The sequence below is a fragment of the Streptomyces sp. NPDC003248 genome, from assembly GCF_055563235.1.
Genome location: NZ_JBVHDT010000006.1, coordinates 177315 through 195491, shown reverse-complemented (window position 1 = coordinate 195491; position 18177 = coordinate 177315). Strand labels below are relative to the sequence as shown.

The window sequence follows — 18177 nt, the reverse complement described above, 5'->3', positions numbered from 1 at the left end:
GTGTACGGCCGTTCCGCAAGGCGTGGGGCGGGGTCCCGGCCGATGCCGGTGCGGTGAGCCTCAGGTGGGCGTTGTGGCCGGGCGCCGCAGGGCGAACGCCGTCGGCACCACCACGGAGACGACCGCCAGGACCGCACACGCCCCCGCCGTCCACCCCAGCGCCGCCCACGGCACCACCACCGTCACCGGCGCCGACAGCAGCCCCAGCGCACCGCCCGTCCCGGCCAGGCCGACGAGCGTCACCAGCAGCCCCAGCAGCGCGCCCACCGCGACGACGGCCAGCGCCTCGGCCGCCGCGAACCACAGCACCTGCCCGCCGGCCGCCCCGGCCAGCCGCAGCGCCGCCACCTCGCGGGCGCGCTCGGCGCAGGCCATGACCAGGGTGTTGGCGACGGACAGGCCGGTGTACAGGAGCGCGATGCCCAGCACGAGCAGCACCCCGAGCCGGGCCGTCCGGTCGCTCTCCGGGCGGGTGGCCGCCACCCACTCCGCCCGGCTCGCCACCCGCACCCCGTCCACCGCCCGCAGCCCGGCCGCGACCCGCGCCGCGTCGCCGCCCGCACGCACCCGCACGTCGACCCGGTCCACCCCGGCCCCGCCCGCGTTCGCCGCGCCGACGTACACCCCGTTGTCCCCGGTCCCGGTGGCCAGGACGGCGACGATCCGCAGCGTCCTCGCCGTTCCGTCGCCCAGCCACACCCGCACCCGCCGCCCCACCCGGTGCTCGGCCCACTCCTCGTTCACCACGATCGACCCGTCGTCGAGGTCCGCGACCCGCCCGGCCGTCACCGGCAGCCGTACGGTCCCGGCGAGCAGCGCCGGATCCACGGCCCGCGCCTCGGACCGCACCAGCGCGACCCCGTCCTCCAGGGTGTGGACGGCGGTCGCGGCGGACGCCGACACGACCGTGTCCGGCACCCGCCGCAGCCGGTCAAGTGCCGTGCCGTCCAGGGAGGTTCCGTCGGCCGGGGTGACCACGAAGTCCGCCCGGGTCCGCTCCCTGACCTCCGCCGCCCGCGCCTCGTCCAGGGTGGCCGTGGTGCCCAGCAGCGAGCCCGCGAGGGCCACCGTCACCAGGACGGGCGCCGCGACGGTGGCGGTGCGCCGGGCCCCGGCGACGGCGTTCGCCCGCACCAGCAGCCCGGTCGTGCCCGGCAGCCGCGGCACCAACGGCCGTACCAGCACCGGCGCGAGCAGCGCGACCGCCGTGATGAGCAGCATGGGACGGCTGACGTACGTCTTGCGGTGCAGCAGGTCCCCCGGGTCCGCGGCCAGCGCGTACGCCAGGGTCGCGAGGGCCGTGACCAGCAGCGCCGCCCCGCACACCCGCCGCCCCCACGGCAGCGTCCGCCCGTCCGCGGACGCCTCCCGCAACGCCTGCGCCGGCGCCGTCCGCCCGGCCCGCCAGGACGCCACGGCCGCGCCGGACAGGGCCACCACCACACCGGTGAGGAAGGCGACGGGGTACGGCCAGGTACGGCCGCCGATCGCGTACCAGTCCGGCGCGAGCCCGCCGTCGACGACGACGTCGCCCAGCAGCGGCGCCGCGTACCCGCCGAGCACACAGCCCGCCGCCGAGGCGGCCACGCCGACCAGCGACGCCTCCGCGAGCACCGTCCGGCGCACCTGGCCCGGGGTGGCACCCGCCGTGCGCAGCAGCCCGAACTCCCGGCGCCGCCGCTCGACCGCGAAGGCGAAGGCGGACGCCACGACGAACACCGACACGAACGCGGTCACCCCGCCCGCCGTCCCGAACAGGGCGTTCAGCGCGGTGAGGGCCTCCCCGTCCCGCTCCGGACCGGCGTCGGCCAGCCGCCGGTCGTCCCCGGTGAGCACCCGCGCCCCGGAGCCGGCGACGACGGCCCGTACGGCGGCGGGGTCAGCCCGCACCACCAACTGCCGCGACTCCGGCGCCAGCTGAGCGGCCCGGGCGTCCGGGTAGAACACGGCGTTCTCGAACCCGAGCGCCCGCACCGTCCCCACGACCACGGACCCGTCGCTCAGCCGGTCGCCCACACCGGCCCAGTCACCGGTGATCACGACCTCGCCGCCCGCCCGGGGCGCCCGCCCCGCGCTCAGCTCGTACGGGGCGAAACGCGCCGTCGACCAGGGATGGCCGACCAGCGTTCCGGGGCCGCCCGTCACCCGCACCGGGAAGGACCGGTCCTCGGTGACCGGCCCGAGCGCCCGCAACGCGGCGACGACCGGGGCGGGTACCGCCCGCGGGTGCGCCAGCCGGCCCGTCCGCACCCCGGTCGGCGTCGCCACGCGCACCACGTCCTGCCCCTTCACCACCACCGGCGCCGCCGCGAACCGCTCCGGCGCCCGCACCGGAGCCTGAGCGGCCGCCGCCAGCGCCTGCCCCATCACGACGAGCAGCCCCACCCCCACCGCGAGGGCGACGGCACTCCCGACGAACGCGGCCCACCGGGCGCGCAGCGTCCGCACCGCGACACTCAGCACGGGGCAGCCTCCGTCCGGGACGACGCCGTCCGGGACGACGCCGTACGCGCGGTCCCCGGCTGATGGGCGGTCAGGTGACCGCGGCTCAGGTGATGCGCGCTCACATGGCGCGCGGTCGGGCGGCCGTCTTCCAGCCCCGCCATCCGCGCCGCGACCGTCTCCGCGTCCGCCCCGGTGAGGTCGCCGTGCACACGGCCGTCGACCAGGAACACCACCCGGTCCGCGTACGACGCGGCGACCGGGTCGTGGGTGACCATCACCACCGTCCGGCCCTCCGCGTCGACCATGCCGCGCAGCAGGGTCAGCACCTCGCGGCCGGTCGCCGAGTCGAGCGCGCCGGTCGGCTCGTCACCGAACAGCACCTCGGGCCGGGTGATCAGCGCGCGGGCCAGCGCGACCCGCTGCTGCTGCCCGCCGGACAGCTCGGCCGGCCGGTGGCGGGCCCGGTCGGCGAGCCCGACCTGCCGCAGCGCCTCCCGCACCCGCGCCTTCGCCGGGCGCCGGCCGGCCAGCCGCAGGGGCAGCGCCACGTTCTGTTCGGCCGTCAGCGCCGGCAGCAGGTTGAACGCCTGGAACACGAACCCGATCCGCTGCCGCCGCAGCAGCGTCAGCCGCCGCTCGCTCAGCCCGGTCAGCTCGGTCCCGCCGATCCGCACCGACCCCGAGTCGGGCCGGTCCAGTCCCGCGGCACACTGCAACAGCGTCGACTTGCCCGACCCCGACGGCCCCATGACGGCGGTGAAGGAGCCGCGGGGCAGCGCGAGGGTGACGTCGTCGAGTGCGGTCACCCGGGCGTCCTTCGTTCCGTAACGGCGGCGGACGGCGGTCAGCCGGAGTGCTGGTTCGGTCATCTCGGTCGGTGCTCCCCACGGTTCGGTGTCGGTGGGGCCAGCCAACCGCGGGCCGGCGGTCCCGGTCGCTGGGGCAGGGGCGAGAGTCGGGGTAGGGCCAGGCATACCCCCGGACCTCGCCCTGAACGGATGGCCCGCCCCGCCCCCGGCTTCTACGGTGATCCGCATGGCCCCCCGCACCGCACCCGCCTCCGTCCGGCAGGCCCTCTCCCACCCCCGCTACCTGCTGTCGCCGTGGCCCTGGCGTGCCGCCGCCTATCTGCTGACCGGCGCGGTGGCCGGGGCGGCGGTGCTGGTGGGCCTGGTGACGTGGGTGGCCGTGGGCGGGGTCCTGGCGGTCGTCCTGGTCGGACTGCCCCTCCTCGCCGCCCTCGCCCTCGCCGGACTGCCCGTGGCCGCCCTGGAGCGCCGCCGTCTGCGACTGGTGGACGGGGACGAGGCCCCCGGCCCGCACGCCGAGCCCCCCGTCCCCGGGCTGCGCAGCTGGCTCGCCACCCGCCTGCGTGAACGCGCCACCTGGCGCGCCCTCGGCCACACCCTGCTCACCGCGTGCCTGCTCTGGCCGGCCGAGGCCCTCCTGCTCACGGTGGCCGCGGCCCTGCCCCTGTCGCTGACCGCGACGCCGGTCCTGCTGGCGACGGTCGGCGAGGGCCGTGAGACGAAGGTGCTCAAGCTGTGGACGGTCACCGACGGGCCGACCGCCGTCCTCGCGGCCGCCCTCGGCGTGCTGCTGCTGGCCGCCGGCGCCTACGCCCTCGGCGCCGCGGCCGCCGCACGGGCCGCCCTCACCCGGCTGCTCCTCGCCCCGCGCGGCGGCGACCCGGCCGCCCGGGTCGTCGAACTCACCCGCTCCCGAGCCCGCCTCGTCGACGCCTTCGAGACCGAACGCCGCCGCATCGAACGCGACCTGCACGACGGCGCCCAGCAACGCCTCGTCGCCCTGACCATGACCCTCGGCCTGGCCCGCCTCGACGCCCCGCCCGGCGGCCCCCTCGCCGCCCAGCTCGCCAGGGCCCACGAGGAGGCCGGCGCGGCCCTGGCCGAACTGCGGGAGCTGATCCACGGCATCCATCCGAAGGTCCTCGCCGACTACGGCCTCGAAGCCGCCGTGGCCGACGCCGCCGACCGCTCGCCGGTCCCCGTGGACGTCGAGTGCGCCCTCGCGTGCCGCCTCCCCGGCCCCGTCGAGACCGCCGCCTACTTCGTGGTCCGCGAGGCGCTCGCCAACGTGGCCCGGCACAGCGGGGCGAGCCGCGTCCGGCTCCGCGGGGAGCACCGGGACGGCCGGCTCGTCCTGGAACTGGCCGACGACGGCCGGGGCGGCGCCGACGCCACGCGCGGCACCGGCCTCACCGGACTCGCCGACCGGGTGTCGGTGCTCGATGGAAGACTGTCGCTGACCAGCCCGCCGGGCGGACCGACCCTGCTGCGTGTGGAGATCCCTTGCGAGCCTACGGACCCCGGCCTGACCGACCCCGGCCTGACGGGCCCCGACTCGACGGACCCCGGTCCGACGGCCCCCGAGCCGACGACGGAGCCCGACCCGAAGGACACGGACCCGAAGGACCCGAAGGACGTGAAGGACGTGAAGGACGTGAAGGGCGCGAAGGACCCGAAGGACACGAAGGACGTGAAGGGCACGGCCCGGGAGGGCAGGGACCTGACGCACCCCGGCCCCGCGGGGGGAACGGCCTGCGCGTAGTCCTCGCCGAGGACAGCGTCCTGCTGCGCGACGGCCTGACGGCCCTGCTCGCGCGCTTCGGCCACCGGGTCGTCGCGGCGGTCGGGGACGCGGGCGCCCTGCTGGCGGCGGTCGACCGGCACGCCCCCGGCGTCGACGTCGTCGTCACCGACGTCCGCATGCCGCCCGCCTTCCAGGACGAGGGCCTGCACGCGGCGGTCCGCCTGCGCGCCGACCGCCCCGGCCTGCCCGTCCTCGTCCTCAGCCAGTACGTGCAGCGCGCCTACGCCGCCGAACTCCTCGACTCCGGGGACGGCACCGGCGTCGGCTACCTGCTCAAGGACCGCGTCGGCCAGGTCGAGCAGTTCGTGGACGCGCTCGCCGAGGTGGCGTCCGGCGGCACGGTGGTCGACCCGGAGGTGGTCCGCCGGCTCCTCAGCCGCCGCCGCGACCCGCTGTCCCGGCTCACCCCGCGCGAACGGGAGGTCCTGGCGCTGGTCGCGGAGGGGAAGTCCAACGGCGCGATAGCGAGGGCGCTGGTCGTCTCGGAGGCGGCCGTGGGCAAGCACATCGGCGGCATCCTCACCAAGCTCGACCTGCCCCCCGCGGAGGACACCCACCGCAGGGTCCTCGCGGTCCTGGCGTACCTCAGGAGTTAGGCGTCACGGACCGGGGCGAGGGGCTTGGCGTAGCAGCGGCTCGACTCGTGGAACCGGTAGTAGCCGAACTTGGTGCACGGCTCGTAGCCGCTGGTCGTGTACAGCGCGATGGCCTCCGGCTGCTCGGTGCCGGTCTCCAGCACCATCCGCCGGCGCCCCGCGGCCGCCGCGTCCTCCTCCAGCGCGGCGAGGATCCGCCGGGCCAGCCCCCGGCCGCGCATCTCCCTGATCACGAACATCCGCTTGAGCTCGGCGTCCCCGTCCTGGTTGCCCTCGCCGTTCTCGTCCTGGCTGCGCCAGCCGCCGGTGGCGACGGGCCGCTCCTGCTCGTCGTACGCGATGAAGTACACGCCCCGGGGCGGATGGAAATCGGCCGGCTCCAGGACCGTGGCGTCGCCGCCGTCGCCGTACCGCTCGTGGTACTCGGCCTGGACCTCGTCGTTCAGCTTGACGGCGTCGGGGTGGTCGAAGGAAACACGACGTATAGACATGCGGCTCACGGTACATCCATGCAGGTCGACGGGTGGTGGACGAAAACTGGACCGCGTCCAGTGTGCAGGTATCGTGCCTGGGTGCTGACCGTGACCTCCGTGAACGTGAATGGGCTGCGCGCCGCCGCGAAGAAGGGTTTCGTGGAGTGGCTCGCCGGGACCTCCGCCGACGTGCTGTGCCTCCAGGAGGTGCGCGCCGAGCCGCAGCAGCTGCCCGAGACGGTCCGCGCCCCCGAGGGCTGGCACGTCACGCACGCCCCCGCCGCCGCCAAGGGCCGCGCCGGTGTCTCCCTGTACAGCCGCCGTGAGCCGGACGCGGTCCGGGTCGGTTTCGGCTCGTCGGAGTTCGACACCTCCGGCCGCTACGTCGAGGCCGACCTCCCCGGCGTCACCGTCGCCTCCCTCTACCTCCCCTCCGGCGAGGTCGGCACCGACCGCCAGGACGAGAAGGTCCGCTTCATGTCCGAGTTCCTCGCCCACCTCAAGGAGCTGCGCGAACGCGCCGCCGCCGACGGCCGCGAGGTCCTGGTCTGCGGCGACTGGAACATCGCCCACCAGCAGGCCGACCTGAAGAACTGGCGCGCCAACCAGAAGAACTCCGGCTTCCTCCCGGAGGAGCGCGACTGGCTGACGCGGGTGCTCACCCCGGAGGAGGGCGGCTACGTGGACGTCGTCCGCGCCCTGCACCCGGACACGGACGGGCCGTACACCTGGTGGTCGTACCGCGGACGCGCGTTCGACAACGACGCGGGATGGCGCATCGACTACCACCTCTCCACGCCCGGTCTCGCGGCCAAGGCCGTCAAGGGCTCCGTCGAGCGGGCCGCCACGCACGCCGAGCGCTGGTCGGACCACGCGCCGGTGACCGTCGTCTACGACCTCTGATCCTGCGGCAGGGGCTTCCGGTCCTCACGGCCGTGCCCGAGCCGCCGGTCCAGCGCCAGGGACAGTTCCGCCTCCACCACGCTGCGGGCCAGCGGGCGCAGGCGGGGCAGGTCGTCCTCGGCGGCGTGGCGGAGGACCAGGTCGGCGAAGAGGTCGGCGAGGGCGTCGGCGTGGGCGCGGACGCGGGCGCCGGCGGCCAGGACGTCGGCGAGGGGGATGCCCTCGCGGACCAGGGCGGTGGAGACGTCCAGCAGGCGGCGGCTGATGTGGACGATCTCGTCGCCGTCGGTGCCCAGGTAGCCGAGGTCGAGGGCGGCGGCGAGGTTCTCGGGGGTGACCTGGCCCTCGAAGCGGGCGGCGAGTTCCTCGGGGGTGAGGCGGACCGGCTCCTCCTCGGTGGGGGTGCCGACGCCCAGCAGGTCGGCGACGTCGCGGCCGTGGTCGAAGGCCTCGGCGAGTTCCGCTATGCCGGTGAGGGTGTGGCCGCGCTCCAGCAGGGCGGCGACCGTGCGCAGGCGGGCCAGGTGGTGGTCGTCGTACCAGGCGATGCGGCCCTCGCGGCGGGGTGGCGCGAGCAGGCCGCGTTCGCGGTAGAAGCGCAGGGTGCGCACCGTGATGCCGGCCGCCTCGGCCAGCTCCTCCGTCCGGTATTCCCGCTTGTCCGCCACGCCGGAAGCCTATGACGTACCGCCGGTAACTTTCCTCCGCATGCCCCCTACCCATCAGTACGGAGCTGCTCTACGCTCCCATTGCGCCAGTGTTCACTGGCAGAGTCGCGTCAGTGGCGGCGGCGGCGTGGACAGATCGGCAGATCCGCAGGGTCGCGGAGCAGGGAGGCGTCGGGATGACCGAGCACGAGCACGAGCGTGTGCGGGTGGCGGTGATCGGGTCGGGGTTCGGCGGACTGGGGGCCGCGGTACGGCTGCGGCGTGAGGGGATCACCGACTTCGTCGTCCTCGAACGCGCCGGCAGCGTCGGCGGCACCTGGCGGGACAACAGCTACCCGGGGTGCGCCTGCGACGTGCCCTCGCACCTGTACTCCTTCTCCTTCGCGCCCCATCCCGACTGGCCGCGCACCTTCTCCGGCCAGGAGCACATCCGCGCCTACCTGGAGCACGTCGCCGACACCTTCGGCCTGCGGCCCCACCTCCGCTTCGACTCCGAGGTCATGCGCATGACCTGGAACACGGAGCGGCTGTGCTGGGACATCGAGACGGCGAGCGGTGCGCTCTCCGCCGACGTCGTCGTCTCCGCGACCGGGCCGCTGTCCGACCCGAAGATCCCGGACGTCCCGGGCCTGGACTCCTTCCCCGGCAAGGTCTTCCACTCGGCCCGCTGGGACCACGGCCACGACCTCGCCGGCCGGCGCGTCGCCGTGGTCGGCACGGGTGCCTCGGCCATCCAGATCGTGCCCGCCATCCAGCCGGAGGTCGGCCGGCTCACCCTCTTCCAGCGCACCCCGCCCTGGGTGATGCCCCGCATGGACCGGCCCATCAGCCGGGCCGAGCGCTGGCTGCACCAGCGGCTGCCGGTCACCACGCAGATCCGCCGCGGCCTGCTGTGGGGCATCCGCGAACTCCAGGTGCAGGCCTTCACCAAGCACCCGAACGAACTCGGCTTCGTCGAGCAGCTCGCCAAGCGGAACATGGCCCGTGCCGTCAAGGACCCGGCCCTGCGCGCCAAGCTCACCCCGGACTACCGCATCGGCTGCAAGCGGATCCTGCTGTCGAGCACCTACTATCCGGCGCTCACCCGCCCGAACGTGGACGTCGTCGCGAGCGGGCTGCGCGAGGTCCGCGGCTCCACCCTCGTCGCCGCCGACGGCAGCGAGGCCGAGGCCGACGTGATCGTCTTCGGCACCGGCTTCCACGTCACCGACATGCCGATCGCCGAGCGGGTCGTCGGCGCCGACGGGCGGACCCTCGCGGAGTCCTGGAAGGACGGCATGGAGGCCCTGCGCGGCACCTCCGCGGCCGGCTTCCCCAACTGGATGTCGATCATCGGCCCCAACACCGGCCTCGGGAACTCCTCGATGATCCTCATGATCGAGTCCCAGCTGAACTACCTGGCCGACTACCTCCGCCAGCTGAACGTCCTCGGAGGCCGCGCCGCCCTCGACGCCCGCCCCGGCGCCGTGCGGGCCTGGAACCACCGTGTCCAGGAGCGGATGAAGCGCACCGTCTGGAACACGGGCGGCTGCACCAGCTGGTACCTCGACGCGAACGGCCGCAACACCACCATCTGGCCGGGCACGACGGCCGAGTTCCGCCGGGAGACGCGGCGGGTCGACCTCGCCGAGTACGAGGTCCTGCGCGCGCCCGCCGTGAAGAAGGCGGAGGTCACGGCATGAGCGCCCACCGCGAGGCAGGTACGGGCGTCCGCCGCGAAGCGGGCACGGGCGTCCGCCGTGACGCGGGCGGGGGCCGGCGTACGGGTGTCGTCGGTGCCCCGAGGGAGCTGACCGCCGTCTCCGCCGACGGCGCCTCGCTGCACGTGCAGGTGTACGGCCCCGACACCGCGCCCGCCGTCGTCCTCGCCCACGGCTGGACCTGCTCGACCGCCTTCTGGGCGGCCCAGGTCGAGGCGCTGGCCGCCGACCACAAGGTCGTCGTCTACGACCAGCGCGGCCACGGCCGTACCCCGGCGAGCCCGGCGTGCAGCACCGACGCCCTCGCCGACGACCTCGAGGCCGTTCTCGCCGCCACGCTCGCCCCCGGCGAGAAGGCGGTCGTCGCCGGACACTCGATGGGCGGCATGACGATCATGGCGGCCTCCGGCCGGCCCGCCTTCCGGGAGCACGCGGCGGCCGCCCTGCTGTGCAGCACGGGCAGTTCGCGGCTGGTGGCCGAGTCGACCGTGCTGCCGCTGCGCCCCGGCCGGCTGCGGACCTGGCTGACCGGCCGCGTCCTCGGGTCGCGAGCGCCGCTCGGCCCGGTCACCCCCGTCGCCCGCCGGGTCCTCAAGTACGCCACGATGGGAGCCGGTTCGGCCCCGCACATGGTCGACGCGTGCGCCCGGATCGTGCACGCCTGCCCGCGCGCCGTGCGCCACTCCTGGTCGCACGTCCTCAGCCTGCTCGATCTCGACCACGCCGTACGGGAGTTGCGGGTGCCGACGGCGGTGATCGCGGGCACGGCCGACCGTCTGACCCCGCCGGTGCACGCCCGCCGGATCGCCGACGCGCTCCCGGACTGCGCCGGCCTGAGAGAACTGCCCGGCATCGGCCACATGACCCCGGTCGAGGCACCCGACCTGGTGACCGCGACGATCCGGGACCTCGTCACCACCCACGTACCGCAGCTCAAGGAGGGCGCATGAGCAGGGTCAGCCTCGAAGGAAAGGTCGTCGTCGTCACCGGCGCCGCCCGCGGCGTCGGCGAACTCCTCGCCCGCAAGCTCTCCGCACGCGGCGCGCGGATCGCGCTGGTCGGCCTGGAGCCGGACGCCCTCGAGCAGGTCGCGGAGCGGCTGCACGGCGACGGCGCCCACTGGTACGCCGACGTCACCGACCACGAGGCGATGAGCCGGGTCGCCCAGGAGGTGAAGGACCGCTTCGGCAGGGTGGACATCGTGGTCGCCAACGCGGGCGTCGCCACCGGCGGTCCGTTCGCCGACTCCGACCCGGAGTCCTGGCGCCGGGTCATTGAGGTCAACCTCGTGGGCTCGGCCGTCACCGCCCGCGCCTTCCTGCCGTTGCTGACGCAGAGCCGCGGCTACCTGTTCCAGATCGCCTCGCTCGCGGCGATCACGCCGGCGCCGATGATGACCGCGTACTGCGCGTCCAAGTCGGGCGTGGAGGCGTACGCGCACAGCCTGCGCGCCGAGGTCGGCCACCAGGGCGTACGCGTCGGCATCGGGTACCTGTCGTGGACCGACACCGACATGGTGCGCGGCGCCGATCAGGACGACGTGATGCGGGAGTTGAGGCAGCGGCTGCCGTGGCCGTCCAACAAGACGTACCCGCTGGGCCCGGCCGTGGACCGGCTCGTCGACGGGATCGAGCGGCGCGCCGCCCATGTGTACGGGCAGTGGTGGCTGCGCGGGATGCAGGGGGTGCGCGGGTATCTCCCGGCGCTCATCGGGACGGTGGGGCAGCGGGAGATGCGGCGGTTCGCGCCGAGGCTGCAAGGGATGCGCACGGGGCTCGTCGGCGCAGGTGGGGCGGCGGACGAGGAAGCCCGGGCTACGCAGCGTAGTTGATCGAAATGCGCCGTTCCTCCCTGCGTGTGAATCTGGTCGAGGCCCGATCAAGGGCCGATTCCCTCACCCTCAAGGGGAGTGAACCCACATGGGTATCAAGGACAAGTTCCAGGACCAGGCCGAGCAGTTCCAGGACCAGGCCAAGCAGAAGGCGGGGCAGGCCAAGGGGCAGGCCCAGCAGGCCCAGGCCCAGACCCAGCAGCGCGGCCGGCGTCCGGAGCGCGGCGAGCGGCCCGAGCCGGGGCGCGGTGCTCGGCCCGAGCCCGGGCGCGGTGGTCGGCCCGAGCACGAGCGGATGCGGCCTGAGCAGGAGCAGGAGCGGATGCGGCGTGAACGTGAGGACGAGGACCGGATGGACGCCGAGTACGACGTGTAGTCGGGCTCGGCTCAGCCGGTGAAGGTGGGTGCCCTTCCGGTTCGCCGGGGGGCACCCGTTTTTTGCGAAGGGCTTGCTGTTCACCGCCGGGTGCGGGCGGGTGGGGGCTGGTCGCGCAGTTCCCCGCGCCCCTTAGGGGGTTGTCCCACCGCATGCCGTGGCATCCAGGTCAGCTGCGGGGTGGGAGTTTGGGGCGGGAGCGGTTCGGGATGTTGGAGTGGTCCGGCGGGGAGGCGGGGGGCTCGTTCCGCAGGAGGTCGAGGGCGAGGCGTACCGCGTCGTCGAGTTGGGCGTAGCGGCCCTCCGCCCAGTCCAGGGGAGTGCGCAGCGCCTCCACGTCGGGGGCGACGCCGTGGTTCTCCACGGACCAGCCGTAGGCGTCGAACCAGGCGGCGTTCATGGGGACGGTGATGACGGTGCCGTCGCCGAGCCGGTGCCGTCCGGTCATGCCGACGACGCCGCCCCAGGTGCGCTGGCCGACGACCGGGCCGAGCTTCAGCAGCTTGAAGGCGGCGGTGATCATGTCGCCGTCGGACGAGGTGGCCTCGTCGGCGAGCGCGACGACCGGTCCCCGGGGCGCGTTGGAGGCGTACGACACCGGCTGGGCGTCCCGGGTGAGGTCCCAGCCGAGGATCCGGCGCGTCAGTTTCTCCACGACGAGTTCGCTGATGTGCCCGCCGGCGTTGCCGCGCACGTCCACGATCAGCGCGGGCCGGGAGACCTCCATGCGCAGGTCGCGGTTGAACTGGGCCCAGCCGGAGCCGCCCATGTCGGGGATGTGCAGGTAGCCGCACTGTCCGCCGCTCAGCTCGCGGACCACCGCGCGGCGTTTGGCTACCCAGTCCTGGTAGCGCAGCGGCCGTTCGTCGACGAGGGGGACGACGGCGACGCGCCGCGCCCGGCCCGCCTCGCCCTCCGCCGGGGTGAAGGTGAGCTCGACCGTGGTCCCGCCGGCCTGGGCGAGGAGCGGGTAGGGCCCGGCCACCGGGTCCACCGGCCGCCCGTCCACGTGGGTGAGCACCGCCCCCTCCCGGATGCCGGTGCCGGCCAGCGGCGAACGGGCCTTGGAGTCGGAGGAGTCGCCGGGCAGGATCCGTTTGACCGTCCAGCCGCCGTCGCGGTGGACGAAGTTGGCGCCGAGCAGGCCCTGCCGGCGCTGGTAGTGGAGCGGGCCCTCGTTGCGGCGGGCGGGGGTGACGTAGGCGTGCGAGGTGCCCAGTTCGCCGAGCACCTCCCGCAGCAGGTCCGCGAACTCGTCGGGGGAGGCGACCCGGTCGACCAGCGGCCGGTACTGCTCCAGCACCGCGTCCCAGTCGATCCCGCACATCCCGGGGTCCCAGAAGTAGGCGCGGATCAGCCGGCCGGCCTCCGCGTACGCCTGCCGCCACTCGGCGCCCGGGTCGACCTCGTGCATGATGCGGCGCAGGTCGATCCAGACGGTGGAGTCGAGGTCGCCGGACTCGGTGGAGGGCACGGCCCGCAGGTCGCCCTCGTCGACGACGACGAGCCGGCTGCCGTCCCCGCTGACGGCGAACACGTCGAGGTGCCCGACGAGTTCGGACTTTTTCGCCTTGCTGATGTTGAAGTGCTCCAGGGTCGGGCGCCCGCTGGTGTCGTCCGGGTTGACGAAGGTCTCGCCGAGCGCGCCGGAGATCGGCCAGCGCAGCCAGACCAGGCCGCCGCCCGCGACCGGGCACAGCGCCGAGTACTTGGAGGCGGCGACCGGAAACGGCGTCACGCGGCTCGCCAGCCCCTCGACCTCGACGGTCACCGCCCCGTCGGCGCCCTCGTCGTCCTCCAGCGGGTCCAGCCCCCCGGCGGCGGGCCGCCCCTCGGGGTTCAGCGCGAAGGGGGAGGGCGTCGCGGAGGACAGGGGCACCAGGTAGGGCCGGCAGCCCAGGGGGAACGACAGGTCCCCGGTGTGCACGTCGTAGACGGGGTCGAAGCCGCGCCAGGAGAGGAAGGCGAGGTAGCGGCCGTCCCGGGTGAAGACGGGGTTCTCGTCCTCGAACCGGCCGTTGGTGACGTCGACGATCAGCCGGTCGCCGGTGCCGAGTCCGGAGATCCGGGCCATCTTGATCTGCCGCAGGGTCCGTCCGATCCCGGGATGGGACCAGGTCAGCCAGGTGCCGTCGGGGGAGAACGCCAGGTCCCGCACGGGCCCGTTGATCGAGCGGATCAGCTCCGTCACCTCACCGTTGGAGCCCTCGCTCGCGTCGAGCAGCAGCAGCCGTCCGTCGTGCGAGGCGATCGCGAGCCGCTCGCCCTCCGGGTCGGCCACCAGTTCCAGCACCCGCCCGAGTTCCCCGGAGGCCAGCCGCCGCGGCGCGCGGTCGCCGGTGGCGCGCGGCAGGGAGGCGATCTCGACGGCGTCCTCGCCCTCGGCGTCCGTGATGTAGGCGACCTGGCCGGCCCGGCCGAGCATCTCCGGCAGCCGCACCCGTACTCCGGGGGTGTCGGTGAGGGTCCGAGCGGGGCCGTCCCGGTGCGTCAGCCAGTACAGGCTGCCGCGGACGACGACGGCGCTGGCCCGCCCGGTCTCGTCCACCGAGATGCCGTCCACGTGGAGGGCGGCCGGGATCGGGTACGGCCGCCGTCCGGCGCGCGGCCCGCTCAGCCGTACGTCGAGCCGGCGCGGCTCGGCGCCCTCGGACAGGTCCTCGACGATCCACAGGTCACCGGCGCACTGGTACACCACCCGCGTGCCGTCGCTGGAGGCGTGCCGGGCGTAGAAGGCGTCGTGGTCGGTGTGCCGGCGCAGGTCGGAGCCGTCGTGGGCGCAGGAGTAGAGGTTGCCGGTGCCCTCGTGGTCGGAGAGGAACGCGATCCGGCCGCCGACGAACAGGGGGGAGTGGAGGTGGCCGCCGAGGTCGGGGAGCAGCCGCTGCCCGTGCAGCCAGAGCCGGCCCGTGGCGCCGCCGCGGTAGCGCTTCCAGGCGGCCGGTTCGTGCGGCGGGGTGCCGGTGAGGAGCAGGGTCCGCCGTTCGCCGTCGAGGTCGGCGACCTGGATGTCGGAGGCGGGGCCCCAGGGGAGGCGGCGGCCGGGGTCGCCGTCGGGGGAGATCTTGTGGGCCCAGGTGAAGTGGGAGAAGGGCTCGCCGTGGGAGGCGACGGCGAGGATGTCGGCGTTGCCGTCCTGGTCGGGGGGTGTCCAGCCGCGCACCTGGGTGTCCGGGCTGCCCCAGTACGTCAGCCGCCGGCCCGGTCCGCCGTCCACCGGCACCAGGTGGATCTCGGGGACCAGCCCGCGCCAGCTCGTGTAGGCGATGTGGCGGCCGTCGGGCGAGAAGCGGGGGTGGCCGGCCTTGGCGCGGTCGACGGTGAGCCGCCAGGCGCGGCCGGGTCCGTCGAGCGGGGCGAGCCAGAGGTCGTCCTCGGACACGAAGCACAGCAGGTCACCGCTGAGGTGCGGCAGGCGCAGATAGGTCACCTACCCATGCTTTTCCTGTCAAAGGGGCCGGGCAACTTATGTGTCCTTCACGGACGTGAGCCAGCCCACGTACGAAACCGTTTCGTTTCGTTTGGTCTCAGGGTATCTTCATGGAGTACGCACCACAGGACAGTGCTGGAGCCGGAGGGATTGCCATGACTGAGGTCGCCACCCCGCGTCGCAGTCGGATCACCCCCGAGCGCGAGGCCGAGTTGTACGCGGCCGTGCTCGACCTGCTCCGCGAGGTCGGCTACGACGCCCTCACCATGGACGCCGTCGCCGCCCGCACGCGGTCCAGCAAGGCCACGCTCTACCGCCAGTGGGGCGGCAAGGCCGAGCTGGTCGCGAGGGCCATCAGACACAGCAAGCCCGATCACGGTGACGAGATCGACACCGGTTCGCTCCGGGGCGACCTGCACGCCCTGCTGCGGCTGGAGGACGACTGCACCATCGAGCGGAACTCGGCGCTGATGCGGGGCATCGCCATGGCGATGCACAACAGCCCCGACCTGCGCCAGGCGTTCCGGGCCCAGCTCATCGACCCGGAGCTGTCCGGATTCCACCGGGTGATCCGGCGGGCCGTCGACCGGGGCGAGGTCCGCCCCGACTGTCCCGCGCTGGACTTCCTGCTGCACATGATGGTCGGCGGCTTCGCCACCCGGGCCCTGCTCGACGACCAGCCGCCGACCCAGGCCTTCCTCACCGCGTACGTCGATGCCGTGGTCCTCCCCGCCCTCGGCGTGCCCGTCTCCTCCTGAACCCTCCCCTGACCGTCCCCGCGGTCCGCCCTTCCTGACGCCACCGCTCACGTCGTCGGGCCGATCACCCCTGCCCAGTCGCCGGGTTGATCACCCCTGCCCTGAACACCCACGACCTGACCGGGAGTACGCCTCCGTGGCCACGTTCCTCTACAAGCTGGGCCGACTCGCCTTCCGGCGACGGCACTTCGTCGCCCTGATCTGGGTGGCGCTGCTGACGCTCGCCGGCGTCGGCGCCGCCTCCGCGCCCGCCGCCGGCACCACCTCCTTCTCCATCCCCGGCACCGAAGCGCAGAAAGCTTTCGACCTGCTGGAACAGCGCTTCCCCGGGATGAGCGCCGACGGCGCCACCGCCCGGGTCGTCTTCAAGGCGCCCGACGGCGAGAAGATGACGGACGCCGCCCACAAGGCCACCGTCGAGAAGACCGTCAAGGAGCTGTCCGACGGCTCCGAGGTCGCCTCCGTCGCCGACCCCTTCCAGGCCAAGGCCGTCAGCGAGGACGGCACGATCGCCTACGCCTCCGTGAGCTACAAGGTCTCCGGCATGGAGCTGGAGGACTCCTCCCGCGAGGCGCTGGAGGACGCCGCCGAGGGCGCCCGGGACGCGGGCCTGACCGTCGAGATCGGCGGTGACGCGCTCCAGACGACGCCCGAGACCGGCGCCACCGAGGTCGTCGGCATCGCCGTCGCCGCCGTCGTCCTCGTCATCACCTTCGGCTCGCTGATCTCGGCGGGCATGCCCCTGCTGACCGCGCTCATCGGCGTCGGCATCGGCGTCTCCGCGATCACCGCGCTCGCCAGCACCCTCGACCTCGGCTCCACCACCTCCACCCTGGCGATGATGATCGGCCTCGCCGTCGGCATCGACTACGCCCTGTTCATCGTCTCCCGCTACCGCGCCGAACTGGCCGAGGGCCGCGCCCGCGAGGAGGCGGCCGGCCGCGCCGTCGGCACCGCCGGCTCCGCGGTCGTCTTCGCCGGCCTGACCGTCGTCATCGCCCTCGTCGGCCTCTCCGTCGTCAACATCCCGATGCTGACGAAGATGGGCGTCGCGGCGGCGGGCACGGTGGCCATCGCCGTCCTGATCGCCCTCACCCTGATCCCCGCCCTCCTCGGCTACGCGGGCCGCAAGGTGCGCCCGGCCGGCGAGAAGGGCAAGCTCCTCGGCGGCGGCCGCGCCCAGTCCGCCGAGAAGGCGGCCAAGCCCAACATGGGCACCCGCTGGGCGAGCTTCGTCGTCCGCCGCCCGGTCGCCGTCCTCCTCCTCGGCGTGATCGGCCTGGGTGCGGCGGCCGTCCCGGTGTCGTCGCTGGAACTGGGCCTGGGCGACGACGGCTCCCAGCCCACCTCCACCACCCAGCGCCGCGCCTACGACCTCCTCTCCGAGGGCTTCGGCGCCGGCTTCAACGGTCCGCTGATGGTCGTCGTCGACGCCAAGGGCAGCGACGACCCGCAGGCCGTGTTCTCCGACGTCGGCGACGAGATCAAGAGCCTGAAGAACGTCGTCACCGTCACCCCGGCCACCCCCAACGAGGCCGGCGACACGGCGACCATCACGGTCATCCCCGACGCCAAGCCGTCCTCCGTCGCCACCGAGGACCTGGTCCACGCGATCCGCGACAAGGGCACGGACATCAAGGCCGACACGGACGCGGACATCCTCGTCACCGGCTCGACGGCGATGAACATCGACGTCTCCCAGAAGCTCAACGACGCCCTCGTCCCGTACCTCGTGCTGGTGGTCGGCCTGGCCTTCCTCCTCCTCATCGTGGTCTTCCGCTCGATCCTCGTCCCGCTGAAGGCGGCCCTCGGCTTCCTGCTCTCCGTCATGGCGGCCCTCGGCGCCGTCGTCGCGGTCTTCCAGTGGGGCTGGTTCGCCGACCTGCTGGGCGTCGAGGAGACCGGCCCGGTCATGTCGATGATGCCGATCTTCATGGTCGGCGTGGTCTTCGGACTCGCCATGGACTACGAGGTCTTCCTCGTGACCCGCATGCGCGAGGCGTACGTCCACGGCGAGACCCCCGGCCAGGCCGTGGTGACCGGCTTCCGGCACGGCGCGCGGGTCGTCACCGCCGCCGCGGTGATCATGATGGCGGTGTTCGCCGGCTTCATCGGCTCCTCCGAGTCGATGGTCAAGATGATCGGCTTCGGCCTGGCGATCGCCGTCTTCTTCGACGCCTTCGTCGTTCGCATGGCCATCGTGCCCGCCGTCCTCGCCCTCCTCGGCAAGAAGGCCTGGTGGCTGCCGAAGTGGCTGGACCGCGCCCTGCCCAACGTCGACGTCGAGGGCGAGGGCCTGCGCGCCCACGACGACGACGCCGACCGGGAGCTCGCCCGGGCGTAGCGCAACGGGCGACGTGAAGACCGCCGGTGAGGGTTCCGTG

The 18177-nt window shown here is 74.1% G+C and carries 13 protein-coding genes and 1 pseudogene; 9 read left to right on the top strand and 5 right to left on the bottom strand.

All coding sequences use genetic code 11. The features are described from left to right. Positions 1-60: 60 nt before the first annotated feature. Complete coding sequence (locus ACZ3KJ_RS16975) at positions 61-2463, bottom strand: ABC transporter permease (protein ID WP_467527676.1); 2403 nt, start codon at positions 2461-2463, stop codon at positions 61-63. Further along, positions 2457-3314 (bottom strand): ABC transporter ATP-binding protein, encoded by an 858-nt coding sequence (locus ACZ3KJ_RS16970; RefSeq protein ID WP_467527674.1) that lies wholly within the window; start codon positions 3312-3314, stop codon positions 2457-2459. Before ACZ3KJ_RS16970 ends, ACZ3KJ_RS16975 begins: the two co-directional genes overlap by 7 nt. Positions 3315-3480: 166 nt before the next feature. Between ACZ3KJ_RS16970 and ACZ3KJ_RS16965 the strand changes: the two are divergent. Together ACZ3KJ_RS16965 and ACZ3KJ_RS16960 are read left to right on the top strand one after the other, a co-directional pair. Then, positions 3481-4773 (top strand): annotated as a pseudogene (locus tag ACZ3KJ_RS16965) (sensor histidine kinase); the annotation flags it as partial. Between the two features lie 233 nt (positions 4774-5006). Further along, on the top strand, positions 5007-5654 hold the full coding sequence (locus ACZ3KJ_RS16960; protein WP_467528064.1) for a response regulator: 648 nt from the start codon (positions 5007-5009) through the stop codon (positions 5652-5654). Here ACZ3KJ_RS16960 and ACZ3KJ_RS16955 read toward each other — a convergent pair. Then, a complete protein-coding gene (locus ACZ3KJ_RS16955; RefSeq protein WP_467527672.1) occupies positions 5651-6145 on the bottom strand; it encodes a GNAT family N-acetyltransferase in 495 nt (164 codons plus the stop codon). The two genes, ACZ3KJ_RS16960 and ACZ3KJ_RS16955, sit on opposite strands and share 4 nt — an antisense overlap. Positions 6146-6226: 81 nt before the next feature. Here ACZ3KJ_RS16955 and ACZ3KJ_RS16950 point away from each other — a divergent pair, with 81 nt between their 5' ends. Further along, positions 6227-7030 carry an exodeoxyribonuclease III gene (locus ACZ3KJ_RS16950; protein ID WP_467527670.1) on the top strand — a complete coding sequence of 268 codons (804 nt, stop codon included), beginning with the start codon at positions 6227-6229 and terminating at the stop codon, positions 7028-7030. On the opposite strand, the gene ACZ3KJ_RS16945 is transcribed toward ACZ3KJ_RS16950, so the two are convergent. Beyond that, positions 7018-7698: a MerR family transcriptional regulator gene (locus ACZ3KJ_RS16945; RefSeq protein ID WP_467527668.1), complete on the bottom strand. Its 681-nt coding sequence runs from the start codon at positions 7696-7698 to the stop codon at positions 7018-7020. The two genes, ACZ3KJ_RS16950 and ACZ3KJ_RS16945, sit on opposite strands and share 13 nt — an antisense overlap. 176 nt (positions 7699-7874) lie before the next feature. Between ACZ3KJ_RS16945 and ACZ3KJ_RS16940 the strand changes: the two genes are divergently transcribed. The 4 genes from ACZ3KJ_RS16940 to ACZ3KJ_RS16925 all read left to right on the top strand — a co-directional run bounded on the left by ACZ3KJ_RS16940 (position 7875) and on the right by ACZ3KJ_RS16925 (position 11605). Then, positions 7875-9380, top strand: coding sequence for a flavin-containing monooxygenase (locus ACZ3KJ_RS16940; protein ID WP_467527666.1), 1506 nt, complete (start codon positions 7875-7877; stop codon positions 9378-9380). Beyond that, the gene (locus ACZ3KJ_RS16935; protein WP_467527664.1) at positions 9377-10348 is read left to right on the top strand and encodes an alpha/beta fold hydrolase; all 972 of its coding nucleotides are present in this window, start codon (positions 9377-9379) and stop codon (positions 10346-10348) included. The genes ACZ3KJ_RS16940 and ACZ3KJ_RS16935 overlap by 4 nt, the downstream gene beginning before the upstream one ends. Further along, positions 10345-11229, top strand: coding sequence for an SDR family oxidoreductase (locus tag ACZ3KJ_RS16930; RefSeq protein WP_467527663.1), 885 nt, complete (start codon positions 10345-10347; stop codon positions 11227-11229). The genes ACZ3KJ_RS16935 and ACZ3KJ_RS16930 overlap by 4 nt, the downstream gene beginning before the upstream one ends. A gap of 88 nt (positions 11230-11317) precedes the next feature. Continuing rightward, positions 11318-11605 carry a hypothetical protein gene (locus ACZ3KJ_RS16925; protein ID WP_467527662.1) on the top strand — a complete coding sequence of 96 codons (288 nt, stop codon included), beginning with the start codon at positions 11318-11320 and terminating at the stop codon, positions 11603-11605. A 169-nt stretch (positions 11606-11774) separates the two neighbouring features. On the opposite strand, the gene ACZ3KJ_RS16920 is transcribed toward ACZ3KJ_RS16925, so the two are convergent. Next, positions 11775-15035 carry a S41 family peptidase gene (locus tag ACZ3KJ_RS16920; protein ID WP_467527661.1) on the bottom strand — a complete coding sequence of 1087 codons (3261 nt, stop codon included), beginning with the start codon at positions 15033-15035 and terminating at the stop codon, positions 11775-11777. Between the two features lie 155 nt (positions 15036-15190). On the opposite strand from ACZ3KJ_RS16920, the gene ACZ3KJ_RS16915 reads away from it, so the two are divergent. Next, on the top strand, positions 15191-15793 hold the full coding sequence (locus tag ACZ3KJ_RS16915) for a TetR/AcrR family transcriptional regulator (RefSeq protein ID WP_389522320.1): 603 nt from the start codon (positions 15191-15193) through the stop codon (positions 15791-15793). 136 nt (positions 15794-15929) lie between these two features. Next, positions 15930-18137 carry an MMPL family transporter gene (locus tag ACZ3KJ_RS16910; protein ID WP_467527660.1) on the top strand — a complete coding sequence of 736 codons (2208 nt, stop codon included), beginning with the start codon at positions 15930-15932 and terminating at the stop codon, positions 18135-18137. The last annotated feature ends 40 nt before the right edge of the window (positions 18138-18177 follow it).

Excerpts from the sequence above, each read along its gene's own strand:
- ACZ3KJ_RS16935 (WP_467527664.1), top strand. The coding sequence starts at position 9,377 with ATGAGCGCCCACCGCGAGGCAGGTACGGGCGTCCGCCGCGAAGCGGGC.
- ACZ3KJ_RS16915 (WP_389522320.1), top strand. The coding sequence starts at position 15,191 with ATGACTGAGGTCGCCACCCCGCGTCGCAGTCGGATCACCCCCGAGCGC.
- ACZ3KJ_RS16940 (WP_467527666.1), top strand. The coding sequence starts at position 7,875 with ATGACCGAGCACGAGCACGAGCGTGTGCGGGTGGCGGTGATCGGGTCG.
- ACZ3KJ_RS16955 (WP_467527672.1), bottom strand. The coding sequence starts at position 6,145 with ATGTCTATACGTCGTGTTTCCTTCGACCACCCCGACGCCGTCAAGCTG.
- ACZ3KJ_RS16970 (WP_467527674.1), bottom strand. The coding sequence starts at position 3,314 with ATGACCGAACCAGCACTCCGGCTGACCGCCGTCCGCCGCCGTTACGGA.
- ACZ3KJ_RS16925 (WP_467527662.1), top strand. The coding sequence starts at position 11,318 with ATGGGTATCAAGGACAAGTTCCAGGACCAGGCCGAGCAGTTCCAGGAC.
- ACZ3KJ_RS16930 (WP_467527663.1), top strand. The coding sequence starts at position 10,345 with ATGAGCAGGGTCAGCCTCGAAGGAAAGGTCGTCGTCGTCACCGGCGCC.